This window comes from Sanguibacter gelidistatuariae (assembly GCF_900096585.1).
Lineage (GTDB): Bacteria > Actinomycetota > Actinomycetes > Actinomycetales > Cellulomonadaceae > Sanguibacter > Sanguibacter gelidistatuariae.
In genome coordinates this window covers 12,963-32,023 of sequence record NZ_FMYH01000006.1, presented here as the reverse complement: position 1 = coordinate 32,023, position 19,061 = coordinate 12,963, and the positions used below count along the sequence as shown (strand labels likewise).

9 protein-coding genes and 4 pseudogenes are annotated in these 19,061 nt (G+C 65.6%); 6 read left to right on the top strand and 7 right to left on the bottom strand.

The features are described 5' to 3' along the window. Nucleotides 1-26: 26 nt before the first annotated feature. A pseudogene (locus BLQ50_RS19095) lies at nt 27-1,009 on the top strand (IS3 family transposase); the annotation flags it as partial. A 286-nt stretch (nt 1,010-1,295) separates the two neighbouring features. Continuing rightward, a complete protein-coding gene (locus BLQ50_RS13165; RefSeq protein WP_425424097.1) occupies nt 1,296-2,399 on the top strand; it encodes an IS110 family RNA-guided transposase in 1,104 nt (367 codons plus the stop codon). Nucleotides 2,400-2,434: 35 nt separating this feature from the next. Here BLQ50_RS13165 and BLQ50_RS13160 read toward each other — a convergent pair whose 3' ends face one another. After that, complete coding sequence (locus BLQ50_RS13160) at nt 2,435-3,808, bottom strand: IS30 family transposase (RefSeq protein WP_217629181.1); 1,374 nt, start codon at nt 3,806-3,808, stop codon at nt 2,435-2,437. A gap of 64 nt (nt 3,809-3,872) precedes the next feature. On the opposite strand from BLQ50_RS13160, the pseudogene BLQ50_RS13155 reads away from it, so the two are divergent. Beyond that, nucleotides 3,873-4,187: pseudogene (locus BLQ50_RS13155) on the top strand (integrase core domain-containing protein); the annotation flags it as partial. Nucleotides 4,188-4,550: 363 nt separating this feature from the next. Here the strand turns inward: BLQ50_RS13155 and BLQ50_RS13150 are convergent. The 4 genes from BLQ50_RS13150 to cmtR all read right to left on the bottom strand — a co-directional run bounded on the left by BLQ50_RS13150 (nt 4,551) and on the right by cmtR (nt 7,772). After that, nucleotides 4,551-4,859, bottom strand: a complete 309-nt coding sequence (locus BLQ50_RS13150) for a hypothetical protein (protein ID WP_093184417.1) — start codon at nt 4,857-4,859, stop codon at nt 4,551-4,553. Next, nucleotides 4,856-5,512, bottom strand: a complete 657-nt coding sequence (gene lspA / locus BLQ50_RS13145) for a signal peptidase II (RefSeq protein ID WP_093184415.1) — start codon at nt 5,510-5,512, stop codon at nt 4,856-4,858. The genes BLQ50_RS13150 and lspA overlap by 4 nt, the downstream gene beginning before the upstream one ends. Next, complete coding sequence (locus BLQ50_RS13140) at nt 5,509-7,323, bottom strand: heavy metal translocating P-type ATPase (RefSeq protein WP_425424103.1); 1,815 nt, start codon at nt 7,321-7,323, stop codon at nt 5,509-5,511. The genes lspA and BLQ50_RS13140 overlap by 4 nt, the downstream gene beginning before the upstream one ends. Before the next feature lie 89 nt (nt 7,324-7,412). Beyond that, nucleotides 7,413-7,772, bottom strand: a complete 360-nt coding sequence (cmtR, locus tag BLQ50_RS13135) for a Cd(II)/Pb(II)-sensing metalloregulatory transcriptional regulator CmtR (protein ID WP_093184410.1) — start codon at nt 7,770-7,772, stop codon at nt 7,413-7,415. A gap of 346 nt (nt 7,773-8,118) precedes the next feature. Here cmtR and BLQ50_RS19090 point away from each other — a divergent pair. After that, nucleotides 8,119-8,382: pseudogene (locus tag BLQ50_RS19090) on the top strand (cation efflux transmembrane domain-containing protein); the annotation flags it as partial. Between the two features lie 51 nt (nt 8,383-8,433). On the opposite strand, the pseudogene BLQ50_RS13125 reads toward BLQ50_RS19090, so the two are convergent. Further along, nucleotides 8,434-9,150, bottom strand: a pseudogene (locus tag BLQ50_RS13125) (cytochrome c biogenesis CcdA family protein). Nucleotides 9,151-9,161: 11 nt separating this feature from the next. Continuing rightward, complete coding sequence (locus tag BLQ50_RS13120) at nt 9,162-9,821, bottom strand: DsbA family protein (protein WP_093184407.1); 660 nt, start codon at nt 9,819-9,821, stop codon at nt 9,162-9,164. A 1,542-nt stretch (nt 9,822-11,363) separates the two neighbouring features. Here BLQ50_RS13120 and BLQ50_RS13115 point away from each other — a divergent pair. Continuing rightward, a complete protein-coding gene (locus BLQ50_RS13115; protein ID WP_093184981.1) occupies nt 11,364-14,285 on the top strand; it encodes a helicase-related protein in 2,922 nt (973 codons plus the stop codon). Then, the gene (locus tag BLQ50_RS13110) at nt 14,282-19,021 is read left to right on the top strand and encodes a class I SAM-dependent DNA methyltransferase (RefSeq protein ID WP_093184404.1); all 4,740 of its coding nucleotides are present in this window, start codon (nt 14,282-14,284) and stop codon (nt 19,019-19,021) included. The genes BLQ50_RS13115 and BLQ50_RS13110 overlap by 4 nt, the downstream gene beginning before the upstream one ends. Nucleotides 19,022-19,061 lie beyond the last annotated feature (40 nt).

Below are 19,061 nucleotides of genomic sequence, written 5' to 3'. Positions count from 1 at the left end.
CTGTTTGAGTCCAGGAGAATGAGTTCATGCCCAAGAAGATCGATTCGGAGCTGAAGGCTCGTGCCGTGAGGTTGGTCAACGACCACCTCGGGGAGTATCAGAACGTGACTGCGGCGTCGTTCGCGGTGGCCAAGCAGTTGGGGGTGAGCCGGGAGTCGGTGCGCCGCTGGGTCGCCCAAGCCGAGGTTGATGGCGGTGGCCGTCCCGGGGTGACCAGTGAGGACCTGGCTGAGATCAAGGCGCTCAAGGCCAGGGTCCGCCGCCTGGAAGAGGACAACGCGATCTTGAAGGCGGCGACGGTTTTCTTCGTCGGGGAGCTCGACCCCCGCAACCGATGATCATGGGATTCATCGACTCCCTCCGAGCCCAGGGCCATGCGGTCGAGTCGGTCTGCGCGGTGCTGCGTGAGCAGGGCTGCCAGATCGCCGCACGAACCTACCGGGCCTGGCGCAGCGCCCGTCCTGCCGCTCGCACGATCAGCGATGCCCTGGTGGTCGAGGCGATCCGTGAGGTCGCTTGGATGACCACGACCGACGCCCAGGGTCAGCGGCGCCGGGTGATGACTCCGGAGGGTCTCTACGGGCGCCGCAAGATGACCGCGCACCTGCGCCGCCAGGGCCTGGTCCCGGCGACGCCTGGGGCCGTGGATCGGGGCATGCGCCTGCTGGGGCTGTCGGGGGTGCGCCGGGACAAGGGCGTGCGCACGACCATCCCGGCCAAGGACGGGATCCGGGCCGGGGACCTGCTGAACAGGGACTTCACCGCCACGGCACCGAACTGCGTCTGGGTCACGGACTTCACGTATGTCAGGACGTGGGCGGGGTGGACGTATGTCGCGTTCATCATCGACGTGTTCTCACAACGGATCGTGGCCTGGCACGCCGCGACCTCGAAGGAGACCGACCTGGTCATGGTCCCGCTGCGCATAGCGTTGTGGCAACGCGACCGCGAGGGCCATCCGCCCGCGCCCGGGCAACTCATCCATCACTCCGATAGTGAGACTGATGGTGCCGGTGTTCCCAGAGGTCTTGACCCGCACAGCGATCGACACTCAGGATGCTGGTGCCGGGTGCCTCCAGAGGTTCTTGACCCCCACTCCGATCGACGAAGAGTTGTCTTTCCCCGGATCTGTCAGTCCTCTGGGGGCACCCGGTCAGGCGCTACGCCTCGCCGCCGGGGTGACCTAAGGAGAGCCTGCGCCAACAGGTGCTCATCACTGTCTTGTCCGCCGGTTCGGTCGAAGCGCGGTGCCGCCTCTTCCCATCGGATGAATCGGAGAGAACGACATGACAAGGATGCCCACATCTACTGACAGAAGCCAAGACCGCACTGTTGTCTTCGCTGGCGTCGACACCCACAAAGAGCTGCACGTCGCGGCGGTCATTGATACCACCGAGACCGTGTTGGGAACGAAGAGCTTCGCGACCACGCGGTCGGGGTATCGGGCGCTGGTGGCCTGGGTTGCAGGCCATGGCGACCTTGTCAGGATCGGTGTCGAGGGCACCGGCTCCTACGGTGCTGGTCTGACCCGGTCCCTGGCCAAGGCCGGCATCACCGTGCTCGAGGTCGACCGTCCCGACCGTTCTGACCGACGCCGTAAAGGCAAAGATGACGACCTCGACGCCATCAGCGCAGCCCGCGCAGCCCTGCACAACCACCGCACCACGATCCCCAAGTCCAAGGACGGGGCGGTAGAAGCACTGCGAATCCTGCGTGTTACCCGCGCTCACGCGGTGAGAGAACGTCGCAGCGCCTTGCAGTTGCTGCGCATGTCGATCATCTCTTCACCCGATGAACTGCGAGAACAGGTCAGGAGCCTGACGAGGATGCAGCTGATCCGTACCCTCGCCGCTTGGCGCCCCGATGTCTCCAATGCAACCGACCCGGTCACTGCCTACCGGGTCTCGCTGAAGACGTTGGCACGTCGCTACCTCGAGCTGACCGACGAGATCGTTGGACTGGACGAACTCATCAACCCCATCGTCGAAGCCCTCGCCCCCACACTGCTCGAACGGACCGGAATCGGGATCGAGGTCGCCGGCCAGATGCTCGTCACCGCCGGCGACAACCCCGAACGGATGAAGTCCGAGGCCGCCTTCGCGATGCTCTGCGGCGTCGCGCCACTGCCCGCATCATCGGGCATGACCCAACGCCACCGGCTCAACCGCGGCGGCGACCGCCAGGCGAACCGGGCCCTGCACCTGGCAGTCATCAGCCGCATCCGTCTCGACCCCACCACCCAGGCCTACGTCGCGAAGAAGACCGCCGAAGGCCATTCCAAGATGGAGATCATCCGCTGCCTCAAACGCTACGTCGCACGCGAGATCTACTTCCTGCTCAACCCCGGCCGCCAGCACATCCGCCCCAACACCCACCGGCAACGCCACATCACCACTTGACTCTTAGGAGAGCATCGCCGGGTCCCAGGGCGGGTTCAACCGGTCGACGCAACACCGTGCTGTTGTAGCGAGCGTAGTTGCTCCTCGAAGACCTCGGCGGGGGTCCTCCAGTCGAGGGCCTTGCGCGGCCGGTTGTTGAGCGCGAGGGCGACGGCTTCGAGGTCCTCGGCGGGCCACCTAGACAGGTCAGTGCCCTTGGGAAAGTACTGGCGCAGCAGGCCGTTGGTGTTCTCGTTCGTGGGCCGCTGCCAGGGCGAGTGCGGGTCGGCGAAGTACACCTTCGTTCCGGTCTCCAGCGTGAACAGGGCATGCCCTGAGAGCTCTTTGCCGCGATCCCAGGTGAGCGTCCGGCGCAGTTGCTCAGGCAGCATCGTCATCGACGCCGTCAGCGCGGCGTTCATCGCGATGGCGCCGTAGCCGCCGAGCGACGGCCCGTTCTTCACGGATGGATTCTCACTCCAGCCCTCCAGGCGGGGCAGATGCACCAGGAGTGTTGACCGGCTGCTGCGCTCGACGAGCGTGCCGATCGCGGAACGGCCCGTTCCGATGATCAGATCGCCTTCCCAGTGCCCTGGGATCGCACGGTCTGCGGCCTCAGCGGGGCGTTCGCTGAGGACGACGTCCGCGGTGACATGCCCTTGCGGCTTGTTCCGCGACCGGACTCGTGGTTCGCGCAGTGCCCGGCCCGTGCGCAGGCAGGTGACCAGCTCCCGCTTGAGCGCGCCACGCCCCTGGATGAACAGCGACTGGTAGATCGCCTCGTGGCTGATGCGCATGGATTCATCATCCGGGAAGTCGATCTTCAGCCGGTGAGAGATCTGCTCCGGGCTCCACGCCGTCGCCCACCGCCTGTCGCGCCGATACGGCTTGTTCCGGCCCGTCCACGGTATAGCCGCTGGTCCGACCGGCGTTCCGTCGCGACGACAGACCTCACCCGACAGCCGCTGCTGGACGTAGTCGTGCAGCCGCTCGTTCTCGACAAGCTTCGCGGTCTTCGGGCGACGGGCGACCAACTCTGCCTTCCACTGCGCCACCGACGCCCGATAGTCCAGCTTCCCGCCGCGTGTGGCCGCATTGCGACGCAGTTCCCGAGAGACCGTCGAGGGCGAGCGCCCGATTATTCGAGCGATCCCGCGAGGTCCGTGGCCCTTCGCCCACAACAGCGAGATCTCCTCGCGTTCGGCAAAGGACAGATAGCGTCCCGACGACGGGGCCAGGCTGAACGGCGGCATACCACCACCCTCACGGAACCAGCGCGAGCCGACTGCCTGCGACACACCGACCGCGATGCCAGCCTCCTCGCTGGACAGCCCTTCGGCGACCTTGAGCCAGAACGCTCGGCCGACCTCCCGACGAATCGGGGGACGCCCAGGAGAGCGCATCGCTGGCCGCCCCGTCTGCGTCACCATCCAGTTCGGATGACGTCCCATCAACACCTCCAATATCAGGGTGTTGCGTCGACCAGTTGAACTCGCCCAGTACACCTCGATCAAGCTCACCGAGCACCTGGCACTGGAGGACATCCGCCCCTCGATCGGGTCCGTGGGCGATGCCTATGACAATGCGCTGGCGGAGACGATCAACGGGCTCTACAAGGCCGAGTGCATCCGCACCACGATCTTCCATACCGGCCCCTACAAGACCATCGCTGACGTCGAGTACGCCACAGCCGGGTGGGTCGACTGGTACAACAACCGCCGCCTGCACGGCACCTTGGGCAACGTCCCTCCCGTCGAGCACGAGCGCGCCCACTACGCTTCACTCACCGAGCAGTTTCAACCCGCATAGAAGCGGCAGGAAACCTGGGGCGCTTCAATCTGCTCGTGGTCGGGGACCAGGCGCTGCCTGAACACCTCGCCAGTGACACCATCGATCCCCGCAGCCACCACCGATCGCGCGTGCACGTCCAGACCAACACTCGTACGCTCATTCATGCTGGGGCCTCCCACAACCCTCGGATAGGCCGAGCAGGCAGCCCCGCCCGGTAACCCACGAGTCTTGTAGGCGAGGCCCCAGCCCGACAACCCCCGAGCAGTCCCGAGCGGTCACTACATAGCGTCTAGTCGGCTACGCGGATTCGAGGATGGCGGCGATCTGGTCCAGCGGCGCACCGGGGACGAGCCGGTACTACGTCCAGATGTCGCCTCTGCGTTACCGAGAGACGCCGCGCAGCGCCTCTTCGAGCCGTTCTTGAGTTGGTGCACCAGCGAAGCCGTCCTCCGTCAGGTAGACCCGGCAGGCCAGCGATCGCACCGGCGTCGTCGGGAACAGGTCAGCCCCGTCGACGAGGATCGTCGGCGAGCCACCGAACTGGATGCTCGCAGCCTCGGCTTCAGAGCGAATCGTGACTGACTCGACAGCCACATCCGCGTAGCCGAGCGCATCGAGTGCACCGCGCGTACGCGCTTCGGCATCCGCCGTGTTCGGGCAGTCATCGATGTGCAGGAGTTGTACTTTCATCGGGATGAGCCTTTCGCTCGTGTGGTGCGAGCAGGGCTCATGTCGGTCTGTGCGTTCGGCGAATCGCGCTCAGAATCCACGTCCCTGCGCTCATGGTGGTCCGGTTGCCGGCTCGAGGGGATCAGGATCAGGCAGAGCAGGGCCACACCGCTGACGACGAGGACGTCGGCGATGTTTCCAATGAAGAGGTCACCGTAGGCGAGGAAGTCGGTGACATGCCCCTGCCCGAACGACGGCGGTCTCATGAGCCGGTCGACGAGGTTGCCGACCGCACCTCCGAGGACCAGTCCGAGTGCGATGCCCCAGCGGATGCCCCGTAGCCGCACGGCGACGCCGATCGTCACGGCCACGGCGAGGACCCCGATCACGGTGAACACCCACGCGGCCCCGGAGCCTATGGAGAACGCGGCTCCGGGGTTGTGGACGAGCGACAGGGAGAGTAGATCTCCGATCAGCGGGACACGGCTGCCGGGTGACAGCTGTGCCATCGCGAGCATCTTCGTGACCTGGTCGAAGATCAGCCCGAGTACAGCGACGGCGAGGGCGATGCCGACCGCGCGGGGAGCCCGCTTCCTGGTCTCGTGGCCGGACAAGGACTCCTCGACGCCTCCCACGGCCGCCTCGGCGAGTGGCCCGGCGTCCCAGACAGTCATGACACTGCCGTTCGGGTACGCGCGGCCCGGAGCCCGTTGAGGATTACGATGACTTCCGCGATCTCGTGGACCAGGACGACGGCCGCAAGCCCGAGAACACCGAACAGTGCCAGTGGGAGCAGGGCGGTGATGATCAGCAGCGACAGGACGATGTTCTGGTTGATGATGCGACGGCCGCGGCGGGCGTGGTCGAACGCTCGCGGGATCAGGCGCAAGTCGTGGCCGGTGAACGCGACGTCCGCGGACTCGATCGCAGCGTCCGAGCCGGTCGCTCCCATCGCGATGCCGATGTCGGCGGCGGCGAGAGCAGGGGCGTCGTTGATGCCGTCGCCGATCATCGCGACCGAGCCCGCCCGGGATAGCTCGCCGATCGCGGCGGCCTTGTCCTCGGGTCGGAGTTCGGCGCGCACGTCATCGATTCCGGCCTGCGCGGCGAGGGTGCGCGCGGTACGCGCGTTGTCACCGGTGAGCATCGTCACACCAACCCCTTGGTCCGTGAGGGTGCGTACGACCTCGGGGACCTCGGGACGCAGTTCGTCGCGAACCCCGATCGCGGCGACCGGCGTTTCATCGCGGTGAACGATCACGACGGTCATGCCCTGCTCCTCTAGACCCGCAACCTGACTTCCGAGCGTGCCGGCATCGAGCCAGCGGGGGCTACCGACGGTGATCCGTGACCCGGCGACGATGCCCTCAATGCCGTTGCCTGCCTGCTCGGTCACATCGAGCGCCGCCAGAACCCCCGGCGCGGCGGCGGTGATCGCCGCAGCCAGCGGGTGCGTGCTGTGCTGTTCCAGCGCGGCAGCCCACTCCAGCGCCTGACCCTCGGTCACGCCGTCGGCGGTGAGGACCGCGGTGACGGCGGGCTGGTTGCGGGTGAGCGTTCCGGTCTTGTCGACGGCGACGTGACGGATCGTGCCGAAACGTTCGAAGGCTGCACCGGACTTGATGATCACGCCGAACTTGCTGGCCGCGCCAATCGCGGCGACAACGGTGAGCGGCACCGAGATCGCCAGGGCACAGGGGCTGGCAGCGACGAGCACCACCAGCGCGCGGGTGATCCACAGCTCCGGGTCGCCGAACAGTGACCCGATCAGCGCGACCAGCGCGGCGAGGATCAGCACACCCGGCACCAGTGGCCGGGCGATCCGGTCTGCGAGGCGGGCTCGGTCGCCCTTCTCCGCCTGCGCCTGCTCGACGAGCTCGACAATCGTGGTCAGCGAGTTGTCGGTCCCCGCCGCCGAGGCCTCGACCTCGAGCGCCCCCGCCGTGTTGATCGCCCCGGCGGAAACTGCGTCACCAGGTTCGACCTCGACAGGGATCGACTCGCCGGTGATCGCGGAGGTGTCCAGGCTGGAGCGCCCGGAACGAACGACGCCGTCGGTAGCGATCCGCTCCCCAGGACGCACCAACATGACCTGCCCGATCGTGAGCTCCTTCGCCGTGATCTCCGTCTGCTTTCCGTCGACGAGCACGGTCGCGGTGTCGGGAACCAGCTTCAGCAGGGCCCGCAGACCACCGCGGGCGCGGTCCATCGCCTTGTCCTCGAGCGCTTCGGCGATCGAGTAGAGGAACGCCAGTGCGGCCGCCTCCTCGACGTAGCCGAGGATGACCGCGCCGACCGCGCTGATCGTCATTAGCAGACCGATGCCGAGCTTGCCCTTGAGTAGCTTCCGGATCGCACCGGGTGTGAAGGTCGACCCGCCCAGCAGCAGCCCGATCCAGAACAGCACCAGCGCCGGGATCTCCGCGCCGGACCATTCGCAGATCAGGCCCGCGAGGAACGCGACACCGGAGAACACCGGGACCATGATCCCGCGATCCTTCCACCACGGCCCATCATGGTCGTCGTCTTCATCGTCGACCACAGTCCCCTCCACCTGGGACTTCGTCACCGCGCTCACGCCCGCGCCTCCGTCCCGCAGCAGGCCGGCACGGTGCACGATGCATCCACGCACGGCGCGTTCTCGTCGACAGCCAGCGTCACATCCACGAGCGCGGTCAGTGCCGCAGCCAGATGCGGGTCCGCGATCTCATAGCGGGTCTGTCGACCCTCGGGCTCGGCAACGACGATCCCACAGTCGCGCAGACACGCAAGGTGGTTCGACACGTTCGAGCGGGTGAGCTCCAACTCGCGCGAGAGCACGGCCGGGTAGCTCGGCCCGCCGAGCAGGGTCATCAGAATCCGAGAGCGCGTCGAATCCGCCATCGCACGGCCAAGCCGGTTCATGACGTCGAGACGTGAAGCAATAGTCAGCATGTGATGACTATACAGCAGACAGTGACCTAAGCTCGAAGGGAAGGTCTTCACCTAGTCCACGTCGGGTGTCTCGCCATCACCTCCCCGATCGCCAGATCGGCTTGGTGGGTGACGACGTCGGGTCCCACCATCGTCGCCGTCAACGGGCGCTGCGGGATCGGGTGAGAGCAGCGGCGGTGAGCTCCTCCGGCGTGTGGCCGGTGCAGGTGGTGGCGCGGGCGCACCACCGGGCGAACAGTTCGGCGATGGGGTGGACGTGTTTGGCGGGGCGGGTGGCGCGGGTGACCTGCTGGCGCAGCCGGGTGATCTCCACAGGGTTGGGGGCGCGCCCGTGGGCGGCGTGGAACTCATGCCGTTCCTGTCGTGGTTCGAACGACGCACGGGCCGCGAGCTCGGTTTCGCCTCCGCGGTCGCCGACTCCAAGCAGACCCTGCTGTGCACCTACCTGTCGGCGGTCCTGCTCGTCGGCCTGGTGCTCAACAGCACCCTGGGGTGGACGTGGGCGGACCCCCTCGCCGCGCTCATCATCGCGGCCGTCGCGATCAAGGAAGGCCGCGAGGCCTGGCGCGGCGACGCCTGCTGCACACCCGCCTCAGTCCTGGTATCTGACAAGCAGAGCCCGGACGAGTCCTGTGACTGCTGCTTGCCGCGCTCGCCAGCACTAGATCGGGGTGACGTACCCGCTGATGACGCCCTGCAGCTGGCGGATCAGCGCGCCCCAGAGGCCGGTGGCCATGGCGATCCCGATGAGCACCAGGACGAGCCCGCCCACGATATTGATGGTCCGCAGGTTCCGCCGAAGGAAGCCCATCGCCCGAGTGGCCCACCCGAAACCCCACGCGATCGCCAAGAACGGCAGCCCCAGTCCCGCGCAGTAGGCGAGGCCCAGAACAGCTCCTCGGGATGCCGCGGCCGACTCGATGCTCAACGCTGAGATTGCCACGAGCGTCGGCCCGAAGCACGGCGTCCATCCGAGACCGAAGACGATGCCCAGCAGTGGTGCCCCGGCGAGCCCGGTCGCCGGGCGCCAGGACGGCTTGATGGCGCGCTGCAACATTCCCAGCTGCCCCATGAAGACCAGCCCCATCACGATGACAAGGAGCCCCAGGACGCGGGTGAGCAGGTCCTGGTGGCGCACCAGCTACCCGCCCAGGGCCCCGAACAGGGCGCCGTAGGCGACGAAGACTGCCGTGAAACCGGCAACGAACAGGCCGACACCGATCAGTAGTCGTCGCCTGGTCGTCTCGCCGTCGCTCAGGCCACCGACGTAGGCGAGGTACCCCGGCACCAACGGGAGAACGCACGGGGAGGCAAAAGACACCAGGCCGGCCAGGACGGCCAGCGGAACGGCGACGAGCAGCTGACCCGAGAAGACCATCTCGGCAACGCTCACTGGTCGAGTGCCGCCTCCACCGCGGCGCGCAGTTCCTCAGGCGAGTTCGCGGTGACCTTCTCACCATCCAGGAAGAAGGTAGGCGTCCCAGTCACACCCAGCGCGAGCCCGTCGTCGAAGTCCCGCGTCACGCGCTCGAGCGTCGTGGGGTCAGCGACGTCCTGGTCGTACTGAGCCAGATCCAGGCCCAGGTCGCCGGCGAAGCCGCGGAACACCTCCGCCTTGGACTCCTGCGCCTCGCCCCACTCGCCCTGCGTGACGTACATCATCTTGTACATCGCCTCGAGCTGGCCCTGCCGGCTGGCGGCCTCGACCGCCACGGCTGCGTTCTGCGCGTTGGCGTGCGACGGGATCGGGAAGTACCGCATGACCACGGTCAGCTCGTCGGCGAACTCCGCGCGGAGCTCCTCCACCGTTGGGTAGAACGCGCGGCACGACTCGCACTCGAAGTCCAAGAACTCCACCAGCACGGCTTCCTCTGCCTGGGCCTGCGACAGCACGTGACTGTCCTCCCGCACCAGGGACTCCCACGAGACCTCCCCCGAGACCTCGCTCGAGAAGCCGGCCGGTTCGGAGAACCACGCCCGAGCAACCAGTGCGGCGATCAGCGCCGCGAGGACGGCCAAAAGGAGGATGCGGGAGCGGCGAGTAGTCATCGAGATCCTTGGTCAGGGCACAGGTCACGAACCTGTGGGCAGAGGGTCCGGGACAGTATCTCAAGCCCACCTGAGACATCCCTGAGTGGGACATGCGTCACCGTTGGCTCGCGAACTTTGGAAGACGAGGGGGCTGCGGCGCGATCCGCCTCCGAACCCAGGTGGTGCACGTAGCGCGATGTGATGCCGAGGTCGGCGTGTCCGGCCCAGGCGCGCACAGTCGCCAGATAGACGCCTGCGGCGATCCAGACGCAGATCGCAGTGTGGCGGAGGTCGTGCACCGTCCGGCCACCCGCCTTGTTCGCCCAGTCCAACTGACGGGTGAAGCGGCCTCTGTGCATCGGCGGCATCAGCAGGTCACCGGCCGCACGACCTTCCATCCGCGACCGCAGGAACGGAAGAGCCGGTGCTGCCACCGGGACGTCACCCCGTCGCCCGGCCGCTGCCCATACGTGTGCTCTCATATCCGCGGAGCCGCCGACCGCCGTGCCCGACGGCCGCGGCACCCTCCTGTAGGGCTCCAGATGTCAGTTGCCCATGCCAGTGTCCATCCCATGGAGCGACCGCCGACCCCGGACTACTCGATGCTCGTCGTGAACTGCGGGGAGCTCAGCCATCAGAAGCGCCTCGATCCGCGCCGCGCCCCGTGCTGGTGACTACGCGTACCTATGGGGGGGACTGTCGAGCCCCTCGTGCTCGAAGCGGTCAGCACCGTCCGCGGCTACGTCTGTGTCCGCCAGAGCGCGACGGGTTGGCCCGAGTGGCTCGCCTGGGTCCCAGCTCGTGATGTCCAGCCACTGTGACCGACGGCGAATCTCGGGGCGGCTGCCAGGGCCGCCGAGGGGATCCTCTGCATCACGCCGGGGCGTGCTGTCCGGGCACCTCTCGGTGACGTTCCAACAAAGCCAGAGCCCAGGGCCCACGTGTTGCATCTGATGCATCAAAGCCCGGTGGGAGCCGAAGTGCCAGATGTGTCATGGATTCGAGGACGCCTATGGCTGGGTCCTCGAGGGGAGCTTCGTCTTAGATGCACTGTGGGTTCGACGCAATGTCGACGGTCGGGGCTTCGGTATCACGATGCAGAGCGGTCAGCGTCAATGCTTGTGGCCCACCCCGGCGCCGGCCGCGGAAGACGTTGCCGAGGTATGAAGCAGCGCTCGGGCTTGCTCGGGGGCAATCCGCCTTGAGGTGCTGTGGGCCGTCGGTGTCTCGGCGAGCTAGGCCGCATTGCTGATGAGTAGTCCGCGGCGTTCGGCGAGCTTCAGGACTCCTCGGGTGAGGTTGAGGCCCGGCGCATGCTGGCGGCAGACTGATCGCTGACAGCTCTCGTGTCGAGCGAGCATGTTGTCATCAGGGCGGATGTCGAGGACCTGTGGATCCCCGAACGAGCATGATGTGGATGACCAGCCGAAGCCTGGAGCTGGGGGACATCGCGAGCCAGGAGGTGGTCGTCCGCCGAGATCGCGTGGCGGCGTCACTATGGCGCCCCGGGGGTGCGTAGAGTTCGGCAAGAAACGTGGAGATGACACAAGGGGTGCAGTGATGGGGCTGGTCACGGCTGAGGGGCGAAAAGTCGGAGCGATCGGATCGGACCCGTCGACAATCGCGCCGGGCTCGGTTGTCGTGGTGCGGGATGAAGAGTGGCTCGTGCGTTCGACGGAGGAGACGAGCGATGGCCTGCTGGTCACCGCCCAAGGCCTGGGCGAACTGGTTCGGGACACCGAGGCAACTTTTTACGCGGCCCTCGACAAGATCGTCCCGCTTGACCCTGCGGCGGGGGTGGTGATCGCGGACAGCAGCCCGCAGCATCGCACGGCCCGGCTGTGGCTCGAGTCGACGATTCGCAAGACAGCGGTGCCGCTTGGCGACCAGTCATTGACAGTGTCGGCCAGGGCGCTCGCAGACCCTCTGAGCTATCAGCAGTCAGCGGTGCGCAAGGCACTGGACCCGGCCAACCTGCGTCCACGTATCTTGCTCGCCGATGCGGTGGGGCTGGGCAAGACTCTTGAGATCGGCATGATCCTGGCTGAGCTGGTGCGTCGTGGCCGTGGCGACCGGATCCTTATCGTGACGCCGCGTCATGTGCTCGAGCAGATGCAGCACGAGATGTGGTCGAGATTCGCCCTACCCTTTGTCCGTCTCGACTCTGCTGGTATCCAGCGGGTGCGGCAGAAACTGCCATCGACACGTAATCCATTCACCTTCTACCGTCGGGTGATCATCTCGATCGACACGCTGAAGTCCGACCGCTACCTGGCCCATCTGTCCAAGCAGCGGTGGGATGCAGTGGTCATCGATGAGTCCCACAACCTATCGAACGCGTCGACTCTTAACAACCGCCTGGCGCGGGTGCTGGCTCGTAATGCGGAGTCGCTCATCCTCGCGTCTGCGACGCCGCACAATGGCAACCCGCAGTCCTTTGCCGAGCTCATCCGTCTGCTGGACCCGACGGCGGTGCGTCCTGATGGGTCATTGGACGAGGAGGAGGTCGCCCGGCTGGTGATCCGCCGTCACCGGCACAGCCCTGAGGTCGCAGGGGTCGTGGGGGCGGACTGGGCTGAGCGCCAGGAGCCACAGAACCTGCTGGTGCCCGCGTCTGCGGCCGAGAACGTGGTGGCCCAAGAGCTGGGCGATGTCTGGCTGCGTCCGGTCGGCGGGGTCAGCCCATACTCGGGGCAGGCTTCCGGACTCTTCCCATGGGCGCTGGCCAAGGCATTCCTGTCGTCGCCAGCCGCCCTGCGGGAGACTGCGACGGAGCGTCGGCGACGTCTGGGCTCGGGCCCGGCTGCAGACGCTGAGCGCTCTGCCCTGACCCACTTGATCGAGCTCACTGACGCGGCGACGACGACCTCGTCGGCCAAGTATGTGCGGTTGGTGGAACACCTACGAGAGGTGGGGATTGGCAAGGGGTCCTCGGCTCGAGTGGTGGTATTTGCCGAACGCATCGCAACCCTGCGCTGGCTGCAGGACCACCTGCCCAAAAGCCTCGGTCTACCCACGGGAGCTATCGAGATCATGCACAGTGGTCTGCCCGACGAGGAGCAGCAGCGCGTAGTCGAAGCATTCAAGCAAGAGAGCTCTGCCATCCGTGTACTGGTGACGGGCGATGTGGCCTCCGAGGGCGTCAACCTGCATGCGCAGTGTCACGAACTTGTGCACTACGACATTCCGTGGAGCCTCATTCGCATCGAGCAGCGCAACGGGCGCATCGACCGCTACGGCCAAAAGTTCCCGCCGCGCATCACCGCCCTCCTCCTTGAGACTGACGCCCAGACGTTCACGGGCGATCTGCGGGTGCTCACCCGGCTGGTCGAGAAGGAGCACGAAGCGCACGGCGCACTCGGCGATGTTGCCTCTCTCATGGGGCGCTACGACGTTAAAGCTGAAGAGGAAGACATCCGCAAGGTGCTCGCCGGCGAGCGGGATCTCGAGGACGTCGTCCGGTCGGTCGAGGACGTGACTGAGGCCGATGACCTGACCGGCTTGTTCTTCCGGATGTTCGATGAGCCGCAGACGCCTGCCACCGCCCCGCAGCCTCCCCAGGCCCTCACGACGGCGACGAACTCGGGGCTGTACCCGGACGAGGTTTCCTACCTCGACGATGCCCTGCACGCCGCCTACATCGACCCGAGTGGTCCTGTGTCTGACCGCGGGGTTATGTGGCGCCGCGACGACGCCTTCGGGACGGCCGAACTCGTGCCGCCGCGTGACCTAGTCCAGCGCCTTGAGGTCCTGCCCCAGACATACCTGGCCGACAGGCAGGTGACGTCCAGGCTCGTTCTCGCGACGACCCCGGCACGGGGCCGGTTGCGCCTGGCTGCTGCACTTACGGACACGAGCATGTCGAGCTGGCCGGACGCGCACTTCCTCGGTCCATTGCACCCGGTTCTCGAGTGGGCCTCCGACCGCGCGCTGGCGACGTTGGGGCGCAATGAGGTCTTTGCCGTGCGTGGCGAAGTGGACGCGCCGACAGTGCTGCTGCTGGGCACCTTGACGAACCGGCGTGGGCAGGTGGTTTCGGCTGCGTGGTTGACGGCGCAGTTCCCGGACATGGAGAACATCGCCTTCGCGATCATGACCCCGCATGAGTCCGTCGCCGCTGCCTTGGCCGAGTGCGGGTGGCAGGGCAAGCAGGTGAACGCAGGACCGATTGGTGGCGCTCAGGACCTGACCGCGCTCATCCGCCCGGCGGTTCACAAGGCCCGCTCCCAGATGCGTGACGTGTTTGCTGCCGCCGAGACGGACGTCGCCAGCCGAGTGGCGCGGTGGTCGGAAAAGCTGGACGGCTGGGATGCGGAAGCTGGTGCGTTGATCCAGCGCAACGAGTTGCGTCAACACAGGGTGAGGGTCGAGCAAGAGCGTGAGCTGGTCGAGGCGATGAATCCAGACCGTCAATTGGTGCGCCCGCTGGTGGTCGTCGTCCCGCAGAACTTTGGGCAGATCCGTGGAGGGGTGCAGGCATGAGCATGTCGGATGCGATCGTCATCGGCGAGGGCTGGATTTCGGAGCACTACTTCACGACCGAGGCCAAGGCACAGTCGTTCCAGGCGAAGGTACTCGAGCGTCGCAAGGTGTGGGATACCGAGGCGGCGGAGAAGCGCCCGACGATGCGTTCGCGGTTAGCCGAGGCCCGGCAGCAGTTGGAGATCGACTTGGCCGCGCTAGGTGAGCACGCTGACGCGCAGAGCGCTCGGACTGCTACCGAGGACGTGCACCGCCGCCTCATGGTGGTTCTCGGTCTGACCTCGCACGGCCTGCACATCCGTGAAGATGGCCCGGTCCTGCACGTGTCAGCTCCGGGTATCACGAAGGGTGCCCCGCTTGCTGTCGTGCTGGCACGTCCTGCGGACACGATCGACGAGGTACTCGCCAAGAATGGCGCGACCCTCAACGAGCCGTTCCTCCTCGGGGACGACGGCACGCAGCCTGCGTCGGCTGCGCTCACGTCGGCGGCCCGCCTGGTCTCAGCGCTCTTCGTGTCCGAGGGCGCACCTGACTTCGTCCTCGTCCTTGCCGGCCGGTGGGCTGTACTGGCTGAACGGGAACGCTGGGCCGAGGGCCGTTACCTGGCCGTCGATGTCCAGCTGGTGTGCGAGCGGAATGACGCCAGTCGCGGTGGGGAGATCGACCGGATGCTCACCTGCCTGGGCGCGGAGTCGGTGGCGCCTTCAGCCGACGGGGACATCTGGTGGCTGAGCATCCTCGCGGAGTCCGTAAAGCACACCGTCGGTGTCTCGCAGGCACTGCGTGACGGGGTCCGACTGTCGATCGAGCTCATCGCGAACGAGGTGGTAGCCCGCCGCAGGGCTCAGGGCCTCGAGCCGTTGCCGACGTCGGAGTCGCAGGTGCTCGCCAAGCAGGCGCTGCGTTTCCTATACCGCATCCTCTTCCTCCTGTACGCCGAGGCATCGCCCGAGTTGGGCGTGTTGCCCATCGGTGTACCGGAGTACGCCCAGGGGTACAGCCTGGACCGGTTGCGGGAGCTGGTCCAAGTCGAGCTCGCGTCACCCCAGGCGCAGAACGGCACGCACCTGTACGACTCGCTCGGCATCCTGTTCGCGCTTGTCGAGACGGGGCATACGCCGAAGGTCGACCCTTCCTGGGAAGGCAGGGACGGCTCAGCCTTTGCGGACGGGCTGACCTTCAACTCTCTGCGCGCCGATCTATTCCGCCCTGTGGCCACGGCGCACATCGATGCTGTTCGCCTGGGGAACAGCACGCTCCAGGAGGTGCTTGCGCACTTGTTGCTGAGCAAGGAGTCGCGTGGGCGCGACCGCGGTTTCATCTCCTACGCCGAGCTGGGCATCAACCAGCTGGGCGCGGTGTACGAGGGTCTAATGTCCTACACGGGGTTCTTCGCCGACAGCGACCTGTACGAAGTCGCTAAGGGCGGTGATGCATCCAAGGGCTCCTGGGTCGTGCCGATGGACCGCATCGAGGGCATTGACCCAGATGACTTCGTCACGACCCTTGACCTCGCGAGTGGTGCCCGCACCCCCGTGGTCCACCCCGCTGGCAGCTTCGTCTTCCGGCTGGCGGGCCGTGAACGGGAGCAGTCTGCCTCCTACTACACACCCGAGGTACTCACCAAGTTCACCGTCGGGCAGGCCCTAGAGGAGTTGCTCGACCAGGACGACCAGACTACTTCCGCAGCCGATATCCTCACTATGAGCGTCTGCGAACCCGCGCTCGGCTCAGGTGCGTTCGCCATCGAGGCCGTGCGCCAGCTAGCGGAGCAGTACCTGCGCCGCCGTCAGGACGAACTGGGCGAGAGGATCGACCCGGACGATTACCCGCGCACGCTCCAGGAGGTCAAGGCCTACTTGGCGCTGCACAACGTCTACGGGGTCGACCTCAACGCGACAGCCGTCGAGCTTGCGGAAATATCCCTGTGGCTCGACACCATGGTCGAGGGACTGTCGGCTCCGTGGTTCGGTCTGCACCTGCGACGTGGCAACTCCCTCATCGGTGCCCGACGGGCGACTTTTAGGCGCGACCAGGTGACCTCGAGGGCCTACCTCAAGGACATACCGACGGATCGGCCACTGAGCGCCCTTGCCTTGCCTCGTGATGACGCGCCGCCGGACGGTGGGGGCGTGCACCACTTCCTGCTGCCGTCACTAGGCTGGGGCTCCGCAGTGGACGCTAAGGAGGCCAAGGCGCTCGCGCCCGAGGCAATGGGACGGCTCAGGTCCTGGCGACGAACCATTCAGGCGAAGCCGACCCAGAAGCAGACCGAGGCGCTTGTGGACCTCAGTGGACGGGTCGAGAGCCTGTGGCAGATGGCCTTGCGACGCCTCGACATCGCCGAGCAGGAGATCCGCCGGGCGATCCCTGTGTGGGGGAGCGAGGCCTTGCCCTCCGGAGGGACCGTGCAACGTGAGCAAATCGAAGAAGCACTCGCGGACGTCAAGGGCGCGTACATGAGGCTGCGCCGCGTCATGGACGCATGGTGCGCGCTGTGGTTCTGGCCGTTGACCGACACGTTGACGACCTTTGTCGGCGACGACGGTCAACGGGAGCGGATCTTGCCGCCGAGCATGGATGACTGGATTGACGCGCTGCGCGGGCTGCTCGGCTCCCAGGGACAAGGTGGCTCCGGACGCGGGAAGAACTGGCGCGGCGGGAACCAGACCTTGGGGGCCGGGTCCGCCTGGGATGAGTTGGGGGAGCTGGAAGCACTCGACCTTGGGCTGGCCAGTGCGTCCACAGTCGAAGCTGTTCTTGCCCGGCACAGGTGGCTTGGTGTGTGTGAAGCCGTTGCCGAGAAAGAGGGCTTCTTCCACTGGGAGTTGGACTTCGCGTCGGTGTTTGCGCGTGGTGGGTTCGACCTGCAGGTAGGGAACCCGCCGTGGGTGCGTCCTCGGTCTGACGTTGACGCGCTTATGGCTGAGGGAGATCCTTGGTGGCAGCTGGCGGTCAAGCCGTCGGAGGAGGCGCGGGCGGCGAAGCGGGAGGCGACGCTTGCGTTGGCGGGGATGACGGAGCTAGTGGTGGACGGGACTGTTGGCGTAGCGGTGACTGCTGCCTTCGTTGGGGCCGCCCAAGAGTATCCGCACCTGACTGGGCTGCAGCCTGACCTGTACCGCTGCTTCATGGAACAGACGTGGCGGCACGGATCGAGGCAAGGAATTACAGGGCTGATTCACCTGGAGTCGCACTTTACGGATGAAAAAGCCGGACTGTTGCGATCCGCGACGTACCTGCGACTTCGGCGTCATTGGCAGTTCATCAACGAATTGCGGTTGTTTGAGATTCAGCATCAGAAGACGTTTGGTGTCAATGTTTATGGCCGCGTGCAGGAGGCGCCTAGCTTCCTCCACGCTGTATCGCTCTACCATCCTGACACTGTTGAGAGATCGCGCGTCCATGATGGAAGTGGGCTTGAGCCAGGCATCAAAAATGAGCAGGGTGACTGGGACACACGACCCCATGCTGATCGGATCGTGCGTGTGGATGACAGCGTGCTGCGTGAATGGCACGCCACTCTCGAGACTTCAAAAGTTCCACTTCGTCGGACGCAGATGGTCTACGCGGTCAACAGGTCGACTGCTCAGGTGTTGGAAAAACTATCCCACAGTCCACGAGTTGGCAGCGTTGGGCTGAAATTTTCGTCAGGTTGGCACGAGAAGAGCGACCGCACGAAGGGGCATTTTGTATCCGATTGGGGTTCTCCGAAATTGTGGGAAGATGTGATTCTTCAGGGATCGCATATTTTTGTCGGAACATCTTTCTACAAGTCGCCAAATTCAACCATGAAGAACAAGGATGACTGGGCTTCGGTTGATGTGGAATCATTGGCGTCAAACGCAGTTCCAATCACGATATACAAGCCTTCTGGCAAAGAATATGATTACGATTGTGCGTACACTGAATGGGGAGACGAAGAGGGCCCCAAGCCGGCTCGCGACTACTATCGAGTGGCATGGAGGGCGATGGCTGCCAACACGGGAGAGAGGACGTTGGCGCCGGCAATTATTCCGCCAGGGGCAACTCATGTCCATGGGGTTGCTTCTCTCGGTTCGCCCTGGCTGTCGTCATCGGATCTGATACTGGTGGCTGCGTTCCTCGGGTCGCTAGTGCATGACTTCTCCATTCGTGTTGCTCCGAAGTCGACGATCTCTGGAGGATCGATCTCACGTCTGCCATTCTCCAGGTCTGGGTTCGAGACGCAGATTGTTTTTCGAGCCCTACGTCTCAATGTGCTCTCAGATACGTTTTCTGATCTTTGGAATGAGACTCATGTGCCATCGTCAGAGGAGTTTTTCTGGACAGGTGGAATTCCTTACATCGGGCGCCCTGAGCTTGGCGACGTCACCGACCTCTGGACATCGACCTCGCCGCTGCGCAGAGCTGCCGACCGCCGCCAGGCCCTCCTCGAGATCGACGTTCTTGTAGCCCTCTCCCTCAACCTCACCGCCGACGAGCTCTGCACCATCTATCGCACCCAGTTCCCAGTCCTTTATGGCTACGACCGCAACACATACTTCTACGACGCCAACGGCCGTCTGGTCCCCAACGAGGTCCTCACCGTCTGGCGAAAGAAGTGTGACTCGATCACAGAGGTTGAGCGCAAGGCCGTGCACCCTGGCTCGGACGTGGAGTACACCTACGAGCTCCCCTTCGTCACCCTCGACCGTGAGGCCGACATGCGTCAGGCGTACGCGCACTTCGAGATGCTTCTGAAGGATCAGTTGTGAGCGAGCTGCTTCCTACGGTCCAGGCCGCGCGTGTACGGGG